Raw genomic sequence first — 9,214 nt, forward strand, 5'->3', positions numbered from 1 at the left:
GCCTTCACCGCCTTCGTGACAAGCGTCAAGGCCGACACCCTCTCCACCTCCTGATCCCCACGGGGGAAGTCCTGCGGACTTCGCAACACAGGAACCGCTTCGCCCTATTCGTGACGACTTGCCGGGATCAATGAAAGTGAGTAAAAACCACCCTCCCCCGCCACAAACCCGCAGGTCATCTCTTCTGCTCCCCGCGCACGCGGGGATGGTCCCCGGCGATACCGTGGCATGGACAGCACCGGTCACTGCTCCCCGCGCACGCGGGGATGGTCCCTGCGGGAGCGGAACGAGCGGTCCCAGCGGGAGCTGCTCCCCGCGCACGCGGGGATGGTCCCCAGCTCATCGACACCATCCCCCTCACCCCCGCCTGCTCCCCGCGCACGCGGGGATGGTCCCGGGCGGCTCATCGGGCTGATGGCCGCCGCGTCCTGCTCCCCGCGCACGCGGGGATGGTCCCGGCGCGGGGCGGGCTCGGAATGAGCCCGGAGACTGCTCCCCGCGCACGCGGGGATGGTCCCCAGCGGTGCAGGGGCACCCCGGAGGACTCCCGCTGCTCCCCGCGCACGCGGGGATGGTCCGGGTGTGGCGGCTCGCGCTCGGGAGATCAGGGGCTGCTCCCCGCGCACGCGGGGATGGTCCCCGCCGGTCGCAGTTTCCGGGCGGAAACCCGTGCTGCTCCCCGCGCACGCGGGGATGGTCCCGGCCACCCACTCGGAGAACAGGACCGGTACCTCTGCTCCCCGCGCACGCGGGGATGGTCCCTACGAACCGCCCACCGTCGAGCAGGAGCAGGACTGCTCCCCGCGCACGCGGGGATGGTCCCCGTGCCTACCGGATGCTCAAGATGGAAGGACTCTGCTCCCCGCGCACGCGGGGATGGTCCCAGGTCATCCACCGCATCGCCTCCGAGTACCGCCTGCTCCCCGCGCACGCGGGGATGGTCCCATGTTGATGACGTCCTCGAAGCGGATCTCGTTCTGCTCCCCGCGCACGCGGGGATGGTCCCGTCGACCACCTGGCGGTCAGCGCCGGCGGTGCCTGCTCCCCGCGCACGCGGGGATGGTCCCGCCTGCCGGATCTGGTCGACTGCGCACGTCACCTGCTCCCCGCGCACGCGGGGATGGTCCGTCCGGCGTGGCTGCCTGGCGTTCGGCGCGGGCCTGCTCCCCGCGCACGCGGGGATGGTCCCCTCGACGAGGTCAAGGCCGTCGCTGAAGACGACTGCTCCCCGCGCACGCGGGGATGGTCCCGCCGAAGCCCGCGACGCCCGGCATGCCGCACTCTGCTCCCCGCGCACGCGGGGATGGTCCCTCGCGAACCGTGTCCAGAGCGGCACGCGCCATCTGCTCCCCGCGCACGCGGGGATGGTCCCACGTTCTGGCAGTACAGGTCCTCACCCGCCGGCTGCTCCCCGCGCACGCGGGGATGGTCCCCGCGCGGACACAAGCGTCATCCGACCAAGGAACTGCTCCCCGCGCACGCGGGGATGGTCCCGGTAGGGCGCCCCGTGGTGATCGGTGTGGGGCGCTGCTCCCCGCGCACGCGGGGATGGTCCCTTCATGCAACTCGAGCTCGGCCCCGGACGCATCCTGCTCCCCGCGCACGCGGGGATGGTCCCGGCAAGGACATGGATTGGCGGGTGCCGATCGCCTGCTCCCCGCGCACGCGGGGATGGTCCCTACGTCGTGCCGGCAGGCGGCGACGTCCGCAGCTGCTCCCCGCGCACGGGGGGATGGTCCCCGGGGTGTCTACCCCGAGCCGTACACCCTCGACTGCTCCCCGCGCACGCGGGGATGGTCCCTGGAACGTGACGAGCAGCGACAGGCCAGCCGACTGCTCCCCGCGCACGCGGGGATGGTCCCCCGTTCCGACTCCCCCGCAAAGCCGAGAAGTGCTGCTCCCCGCGCACGCGGGGATGGTCCCGGGGCGCCGCTCCCCGAGTCGGCGTACCGGCTCTGCTCCCCGCGCACGCGGGGATGGTCCCTCCTTGTGGGCCTGCTCCGGGGTGGTCGCGCACTGCTCCCCGCGCACGCGGGGATGGTCCCGACGCCGAGGTCCAGGCTCATGCCGTTGCCGTCTGCTCCCCGCGCACGCGGGGATGGTCCCGGGACGTGGCCACGTCCATGTGGGAACATGCCCTGCTCCCCGCGCACGCGGGGATGGTCCCGGTGTCCGAGACGGCGGCGGCCGGCGCACCGGCTGCTCCCCGCGCACGCGGGGATGGTCCCTCGCCCACTGCGCATCGAACCCGAGGCGGGCCCTGCTCCCCGCGCACGCGGGGATGGTCCCAGGATCGCCGCGAGCCCGGTCGCGATCGGCACCTGCTCCCCGCGCACGCGGGGATGGTCCCCGGAAGTAGCGGCGGCCGCGCCGGAACCCGGGCTGCTCCCCGCGCACGCGGGGATGGTCCCGTGGCCACTGGGGACCTCCTTTCTGCTGGTCACTGCTCCCCGCGCACGCGGGGATGGTCCCGACTACACCGCTTCCTTCTCCGAGGAGTGCGTGCTGCTCCCCGCGCACGCGGGGATGGTCCCCTTCTCCGGCAGAGCCCGGCCTTGGCCGAGGCCTGCTCCCCGCGCACGCGGGGATGGTCCCGACGTCCGCTGTCGTGCTCGATCACGTAGCCGCTCCCCGCGCACGCGGGGTGGTCCGACACACCTGAGGGGCGTCGTCGTCGGCGTGGTGGGTCAGAGCTGCTGGACGGCCGTCTCGTAGTCCCGCGCGTCGCTGGGCTTGAGGTGGCTGGAGACCCGCACGACGGTCGCGCCATTCCGGTAGACATACTCGGGGGTGACGAATCCGCCGAGGGCTTTCGACATGTCCTCGACGTACTTCACCCACGTCGTCGCGGCTGCCTCGGTGGCGAAGGTTTCGACGGTGCCGCCGTAGTCGATTGAATGGGTGTCGCCGTCGGCTGCTTCGTTGGCTGCGGCCGTGTCCACCCGCGAGTCGGCGAAAGCAGTCTTGCCGACGTACTGGTGTGGCCGGCCGAGCCGCTTGTTCGGGTCGGTGTCCTCGTCGTAGACGACGGTCAGCTTCATCGTCGGGATCTTCGCAGCGAGGGCCTTGGTAGCTTCCTCTGCAGTCGGCCCCGCGACGGACTCGGTGGGCGCCGCGGATGCGGGGGGCCTGTTGCTGCCGGAGGGGGCGTTGTCGCTGCTGCTGCATGCAGTGAGACCGAGTACGGCGGTGGTGGCGAGGACTGCGAGGGGGAGGTATCTGCGCATATGGGTGCTCCTGTTTGAGTGACGGACGGAGAGTAGCGGGACCGTGCGTGGGGGGTGGGCTGCTTTGCCGATATGCGGAGCGGCCCTGTTGGTGCAGGGGTCGCTCGTGGTGACGAAGGGGCAGGGGCGCCACTCGGGCCGGTACTCCGGATGGTCGGCGTAGGGGAGCGCGGGTTGCGGCAGGACGCGCGGCGGTCCTCCGACGTGACCGCCTTGACTCCGGTGAAGGTCAACACGTCCGCTTTCATCGCCTCAAACCGGTGCTCCCCACGCATGTGGCGGTGCTCCCTGCGCACGCCGGGATGGTCCCGACGACCCGATCGAGCGGATCGCGGTGTGGACCTGCTCCCCGCGCACGCGGGGGTCCCTCGTTGCGCTTGAAGAGGTCAGCCCGGACCTCCTGCTCCCCGCACACGGGGGTGCGCCTCGGGTTCGGGGAACGCGGCTGCGAGGTGGCGATCTTGACGGGAGACTGGCTCGTATGAGGACTGCGTTTCGCGTGGAGACCGTGCGTGCTGTCGAGCGCGCGCTGATGGACCGGCTCCCGGAGGGTGAGTTGATGCGGCGGGCGGCGGCCGGGCTGGCCGCTGCTGCGGCGGGACTGCTCGGTCGGGTCTACGGCAGTCGGGTGCTGCTGCTTGTCGGCAGCGGCGACAACGGCGGCGACACCCTGTACGCCGGAGCCCGCCTCGCCTGCCTCAAAGGCTTCGCCACCCTCAACGGGCGGCTCGACGTGGCGTTGACACGGATGACACAGACGGAAGTCGCGATCGAGGCCGTCGACGAACGAGCCGAACGTCAGGAGGTACGGCTGTCTGCTGTCGAGCGCAAGGTGTGGCTCGCGATCGGAGCGGCCATCGCCCTCGGTGCGGGGGAGGCGGCGCCACTCAGGCCCTTCTCAGATGACAAGTGCCGGTGTCCCGCCCCGCTTTGAGGAGGGAGCGGGGCGCTTTCGCATGCGCCCGGGAGTGACCGGATGCGCCCTTGACCTGAGGTGGCGCGGCTAAAAGGCTGCGCAAGAGCCGCAAGCAACTAGACACCGGAGGTCACGATGACACTACGGTTCATCGGTATCGACCCGGCCACCGACGGCGACGAGTGCCCGACGGTCTGGGTCGACGAGGCAACCGCCGACCTGGTCATCCAAGGTTGGAGAGCGGACGAGGTGACCGAGGCCGAGTGCCGCGAAAGCGGGAAGATCCCCGACACCGAGGGCGTTGTGCGGATCCCGGTCCGCATGGCGCAGATCCTGAGGGAGGCATGCGATGCAGCGGAGCGCGAGCGCGCCAAGCTTCAGTGACCAGCTGGCGGCGTGCCAGCACTCGGCAGTCCACCTGGAGATGCGAGACGTCTACGGCATCGCTTCCGAAGCCGAGGAGTTCGCCGCGTGGAAGGCCGGCGACTCCAGCAGCCGCTACGACCGTGAGGGGCGCCGAAAGGCGTGGCTGGACACGGTCCGGTCAGCCGTTGCCCGAGGCGTCTCGATCCGACGCGCCCGTATCGTCTCGGTACCGGTCAGCGACTACATCAGATTCGAGCACGAGGGGACGCCGCTCAACATCGAAGCGGGAGAAGAGGTGAGGTGGCTGTCACGTCGTGACGCCTCTGACCTCGCCCTGCCTGGCAACGACTTCTGGCTGTTCGACCGGCAGGTAGTCCGCTTCAACCACTTCACTGGAGATGGCGCCTCCGGAGGACCGGAGGTCAGCACCGACCCCAGCGTGGCGAAGTTGTGTGACGAAGCGTTTGAGGCGGTGTGGGCCCGAGCCGTGCCCCACGGCGCGTTCTCGCTCTGACCTACGACTTCGGTAGCGCTCGGCATGCCTCAGAGCCCGTCGTCCAGTGTCCAGGCTGCACGGATGGCCATAGCCGGCCGGCTGCGGGAGATGCGGCTGGACGCTGGACTCACGAGCCAGGAGGTCTCCCGGCGCTGCGGCTGGCACCCCGCGAAGACGTCGAGGCTTGAGCACGGGAAGGCCACCCCGTCAGACTCGGACCTCCGTACCTGGTGTTCCGCGTGTGACCTGCCAGCGGAGGCAGAAGACCTGATCGCCGCGTCTCGTACCGCCGATTCCATGTACGTCGAGTGGCGCCGCCTTCAGCGCACAGGGCTGCGCCAGCTCCAGGAGAGCCGCGTACCGCTGTACGAGCGGACAAAGCTGTTCCGCACCTACTCCTCCCACGTGATGCCGGGCCTACTCCAGACGCCGGAGTACGCCACGGCGTTGCTCAAGGCGATCGCGACCTTCCGTGGCACACCGGACGACGTCGCCGAGGCCGTCGAGGCTCGCGTGGCCAGATCCCGTGTGACTCGCCAGGCGCGGCACCGATTCGTGATGCTGATCGAGGAGTCCGTGCTTCGGTACCAGATCGGTGACCCACAGGTGATGGCAGGTCAGCTCGGTCATCTCCTCACCGCGAGCAGCTGGCCAGCGGTGTCGCTCGGAGTCATCCCGTTCGCCGCACAGACGCGCGACATCTGGACGTTGGAAGCGTTCACCATGTTCGACGATCAAAGGGTTCACGTCGAGCTTCTGGCCGCTCAGGTCACCGTGACCGCCCCGAGCGAGGTGGAGCTGTATCGCCGAGCGCACGCCGGGCTGATGGGACTCGCTGTCTACGGGGAGAAGGCTCGGCGGCTGATCACCAATGCCCTTGCGTCGCTGGAGTGAGTGACCGCGCGCAATTCTCCGCAAGGACGTGGCCAGGAAACTGCGCAGCTTCCTAGCGTCGTTCCATGACGACCTGCGGAACATCCCCGAGTCCGCGCAGCCACCCACCCGCACGTGCCTTGCGCCAGTGCGACCGCTGCGGCACGGTCGAGTCGACCGTGCGTCTGGTGCGGCTCATTGAGCAGAACATCGGCCCCGGCGGTTCTCACCGCGCTTGCGCGACGTGCGTGCCGCACAACCAGGGCGAGTTCGACAAGCCGACCCTGGCACAGAAGCGTGAGGGGACGGGCCGGTGAGGCGTCGCCTGTACGTCACCCCGTCCGGCTGGCCCTCCGGGGTTCCCGCCGGCCGGCCGAGCGGCCCCCGCCCGCAGTACACCGGCCGGCTGGACGGCGACGCGTCCCGACTCGTTCGGCCGTACCTGTCCACCGCGCGGCCGGAACCGCGCTGGGTGTCCCTGAGCGGCACCCAGCGCGGGCCGTGGGCCCTGGTCTGGGGAGGTGAGCGATGAGCGCCGGCGCTCAGCCGTGCGGCGCGCGACGGGCGCGTTGGCAGGAGACGCCACCGCTGGTCGTGGCGCGTATGCCGTGCGCCCGCCCAGCCGGCCACGGCGGGCCGCACGAAGACGCGCTCGGTCAGGAGTGGACGGAGCTGCCGCAGGACCTGGTGGACGCGGTCGCGGTCACGTGCGCGGTCTACCAGGTGCGGGAGGCGTTCGCCGCCGAGGACGAAGGGGCGGCCCGGTGAGCCTCCGTCGTCAGAAGGTCGAGGAGTCGGTGGCCGCGCAGGTTCTGTACTGCCTGATCGTCGCTGGGCTGCTGCTCGTCATCATCCTCGGCGTCCTCCCCTGAGACGGGTCCGGTCGGCGGCCGAGACGCCGTCCTCCCGCCGACCGGACCTCCACGATCCCCCGCCCCGGCCGCACATCCCTGCCAGGACCGGCCAGGGCGGGTCGCAGGTAGCAACCCACCTACAAGGAGGAGCATATGCGCACCCCCTTCCAACCGCTGTCGGTTGACCCGGAGGACGAGGGGCCGGACATGGACGACACCACCCCGCCGGCTGATGAGCCGGACTGCGGGAGGGGCGGCGGCTGCGGCCGCGAGTAGCACCACCCTGTTGAACCGGCCGGCCCCTTTCCTGGGGCCGGCCGCCAGACACGAGGAGACCTCCGTGGACCACTGGCACGCCTACGCCTACACCGGCCACGAGGTCCCCCCGGACTCCCAGGCCCGGGACAACGGCATCGCAGTGATGCCCCGCGAGCTGGACGCCTGGTTCCGGAAGCCGAAGAGCATGCTGGCCGGCACCTACGACCACGTCGACGAGGCGTACACGTGGCTAACCAAGGAGGTGAGCGAGCACCCGCCGACCGGCGGCGGTCTGCCCGCCGAGCAGCACTTGGAGCACGCGCACCGGATGCTCCAGCTCGGACAGGACGCCTACGTGGGCTACTACGCGCTTGGCCGGATCGTGATCCGGACACTCCTGACATGTCCGCGTGGGCGCGAGCGGTGCCCGGCCTCACAGTGACGTGATGCGCCCGATCATCCTGGCGGTAGCCAGGCACCTTGTGCCCGCCGACTGAGCCCCGGTTTGACCAGCCGGGACTCAGTCCCTCCTCCCCGCGAACGCGGGGGTGTTCCCTGGTCCATCTCCGGCGACAGTGGGCGCTTGCAGCTACAGCAAAAAGCGACGGCTGCGCGTGCGTGGAGGTTGCAGACGGCCCTTCGGCGGTTCCGCCGGTCCGCGACAGTGAGCGGGCTGCGGGCCCGGACCCGGCAGCGGGAAGCTGCGGGTGACAAGGCGGCGAGCATGTCCGACAGCAGGAGCACCGGACCGACGCGTGCGCCCCGGTTTCGGGGAACGCGGCTGCGGGGTGGCGATCTTGACGGGAGACTGGCCCGTATGAGGACTGCGTTTCGCGTGGAGACCGTGCGTGCCGCCGAGCGCGCGCTGATGGACCGGCTCCCGGAGGGTGAGTTGATGCGGCGGGCGGCGGCCGGGCTGGCCGCCGCTGCGGCCGGACTGCTCGGCCGCGTCTACGGCAGCCGGGTGCTGCTGCTCGTCGGCAGCGGCGACAACGGGGGCGACACCCTGTACGCCGGCGCGCGGCTCGCCCGGCGCGGCGCCGGCGTCACCGCCTTGCTGCTCTCGCCCGACCGGGCGCACCCCGGCGGGCTCGCCGCGCTGCGGGCCGCCGGCGGCCGGGCGCTGCCGGCCGCCGAGGCGGCCCAGGCGGCCCCGGGCGCTCTCGCGGCCGACCTCGTCCTGGACGGCATCACCGGCATCGGCGGCCGGGGTGGGCTGCGGCCCGAGGCGGCCGACCTCGTGCGCCGACTGTCCGCGCCGATCCTTGCCGTCGACCTGCCGAGCGGCGTCGACGCCGACACCGGCGAGGTGTCCGGCGAAGCCGTGCGCGCCGCCGCGACCGTCACCTTCGGCGCGTACAAGCCGGGGCTGCTCGTCGACCCCGGCCGCGAGCTGGCCGGGGCCCTGCGTCTCGTCGACATCGGTCTCGGGCCGTACCTGCCCGCCGAGCCCGAGCTGCTGGCGCCGCAGCACGCGGACGTGGCCGCGTTGCTGCCGCGCCCCGCCGCCGAGAGCGACAAGTACCGGCGCGGCGTCGTCGGCGTCGCGGCCGGGTCGGCGCGGTATCCGGGGGCGGCCGTACTGGCCGTCGCCGGTGCGCTGCGCGGCGGCGCGGGCGCCGTGCGGTACACCGGACACGCCGCCGACGCGGTGATCAACCGCTTCCCGGAGACGCTGGTCTCGGACGGCGGCCCGCACCGGGCGGGGCGGGTGCAGTCCTGGGTGGTCGGCCCCGGGCTCGGTTCCGGCGGCGAGGCCGAGCGGACCGTCGCCGAGGCGCTGGACGCGGACGTGCCGGTGCTGGTCGACGCGGACGCGCTGCGGCTGCTCAGCCCGGAGCGGGTGCGGGCTCGCTCGGCGCCGACCGTGCTCACCCCGCACGCGGGGGAGGCCGCCGCGCTGTTGGACCGGCCGAGGGAGGCGGTTGAGGCCGCCCGGCTGGGCGCCGTCCGGGAACTCGCCGACCGTTTCGGCGCGACGGTCCTGCTGAAGGGCTCGACCACGCTTGTCGCGCCGCCCGCCGCCGGGTCGGTGCGGGTCAACCCGACCGGGACGCCGTGGCTCGCCACGGCAGGTAGCGGTGACGTGCTCTCCGGGCTGGTCGGCGCCCTGCTGGCGGCCGGTCTCGCGCCCGTCGACGCCGCCGCGACCGGTGCCTACCTGCACGGCCTCGCCGCCCGCGAGGCCCCAGCCCCGACCCGCGCCCTCGATGTCGCCACCCAC

At 72.0% G+C, this 9,214-nt stretch carries 9 protein-coding genes, 1 pseudogene and 1 CRISPR repeat array; of the genes and pseudogenes, 8 read left to right on the forward strand and 2 right to left on the reverse strand.

The features are described from left to right. The first annotated feature begins 184 nt into the window (after positions 1–184). Positions 185–2,595: direct repeats of the CRISPR family, unit length 29 nt; unit sequence CTGCTCCCCGCGCACGCGGGGATGGTCCC. 92 nt (positions 2,596–2,687) lie between these two features. Further along, entirely contained in the window at positions 2,688–3,227 is a 540-nt protein-coding gene (locus tag GL263_RS15175; RefSeq protein WP_182856238.1) for a hypothetical protein, read from the reverse strand. A 481-nt stretch (positions 3,228–3,708) separates the two neighbouring features. Here GL263_RS15175 and GL263_RS15180 point away from each other — a divergent pair. The 4 genes and pseudogenes from GL263_RS15180 to GL263_RS15195 all read left to right on the forward strand — a co-directional run. Next, a pseudogene (locus tag GL263_RS15180) lies at positions 3,709–3,921 on the forward strand (NAD(P)H-hydrate epimerase); the annotation flags it as partial. A gap of 357 nt (positions 3,922–4,278) precedes the next feature. After that, complete coding sequence (locus tag GL263_RS15185; RefSeq protein WP_182856239.1) at positions 4,279–4,527, forward strand: hypothetical protein; 249 nt, start codon at positions 4,279–4,281, stop codon at positions 4,525–4,527. Continuing rightward, entirely contained in the window at positions 4,493–5,023 is a 531-nt protein-coding gene (locus tag GL263_RS15190; RefSeq protein ID WP_182856240.1) for a DUF6879 family protein, read from the forward strand. Before GL263_RS15185 ends, GL263_RS15190 begins: the two co-directional genes overlap by 35 nt. A 24-nt stretch (positions 5,024–5,047) precedes the next feature. Further along, positions 5,048–5,899 (forward strand): helix-turn-helix domain-containing protein, encoded by an 852-nt coding sequence (locus GL263_RS15195; RefSeq protein WP_182856241.1) that lies wholly within the window; start codon positions 5,048–5,050, stop codon positions 5,897–5,899. 52 nt (positions 5,900–5,951) lie between these two features. Here the strand turns inward: GL263_RS15195 and GL263_RS28865 are convergent, their stop codons facing one another. Beyond that, positions 5,952–6,077, reverse strand: coding sequence for a hypothetical protein (locus GL263_RS28865; protein WP_267132768.1), 126 nt, complete (start codon positions 6,075–6,077; stop codon positions 5,952–5,954). Positions 6,078–6,406: 329 nt separating this feature from the next. On the opposite strand from GL263_RS28865, the gene GL263_RS15200 reads away from it, so the two are divergent. From GL263_RS15200 to GL263_RS15215, 4 genes are all read left to right on the forward strand, one after another. After that, the gene (locus GL263_RS15200; RefSeq protein WP_182856242.1) at positions 6,407–6,646 is read left to right on the forward strand and encodes a hypothetical protein; all 240 of its coding nucleotides are present in this window, start codon (positions 6,407–6,409) and stop codon (positions 6,644–6,646) included. A 239-nt stretch (positions 6,647–6,885) separates the two neighbouring features. Then, the gene (locus GL263_RS28870) at positions 6,886–7,008 is read left to right on the forward strand and encodes a hypothetical protein (RefSeq protein ID WP_267132769.1); all 123 of its coding nucleotides are present in this window, start codon (positions 6,886–6,888) and stop codon (positions 7,006–7,008) included. A 64-nt stretch (positions 7,009–7,072) separates the two neighbouring features. Beyond that, on the forward strand, positions 7,073–7,432 hold the full coding sequence (locus GL263_RS15205; protein ID WP_182856243.1) for a hypothetical protein: 360 nt from the start codon (positions 7,073–7,075) through the stop codon (positions 7,430–7,432). A gap of 375 nt (positions 7,433–7,807) precedes the next feature. Further along, positions 7,808–9,214 (forward strand): NAD(P)H-hydrate dehydratase (locus GL263_RS15215; protein ID WP_182856244.1); only part of this gene is annotated, 1,407 nt, incomplete at its 3' end.

This window comes from Streptomyces durbertensis (assembly GCF_014156695.1).
Lineage (GTDB): Bacteria > Actinomycetota > Actinomycetes > Streptomycetales > Streptomycetaceae > Streptomyces > Streptomyces durbertensis.

Coding starts and splice junctions, on each gene's coding strand:
- GL263_RS15195 (WP_182856241.1), top strand. CDS start 5,048: ATGCCTCAGAGCCCGTCGTCCAGTGTCCAGGCTGCACGGATGGCCATA.
- GL263_RS28865 (WP_267132768.1), bottom strand. CDS start 6,077: ATGAGCCGCACCAGACGCACGGTCGACTCGACCGTGCCGCAGCGGTCG.
- GL263_RS15190 (WP_182856240.1), top strand. CDS start 4,493: ATGCAGCGGAGCGCGAGCGCGCCAAGCTTCAGTGACCAGCTGGCGGCG.
- GL263_RS15200 (WP_182856242.1), top strand. CDS start 6,407: ATGAGCGCCGGCGCTCAGCCGTGCGGCGCGCGACGGGCGCGTTGGCAG.
- GL263_RS28870 (WP_267132769.1), top strand. CDS start 6,886: ATGCGCACCCCCTTCCAACCGCTGTCGGTTGACCCGGAGGACGAGGGG.
- GL263_RS15175 (WP_182856238.1), bottom strand. CDS start 3,227: ATGCGCAGATACCTCCCCCTCGCAGTCCTCGCCACCACCGCCGTACTC.
- GL263_RS15185 (WP_182856239.1), top strand. CDS start 4,279: ATGACACTACGGTTCATCGGTATCGACCCGGCCACCGACGGCGACGAG.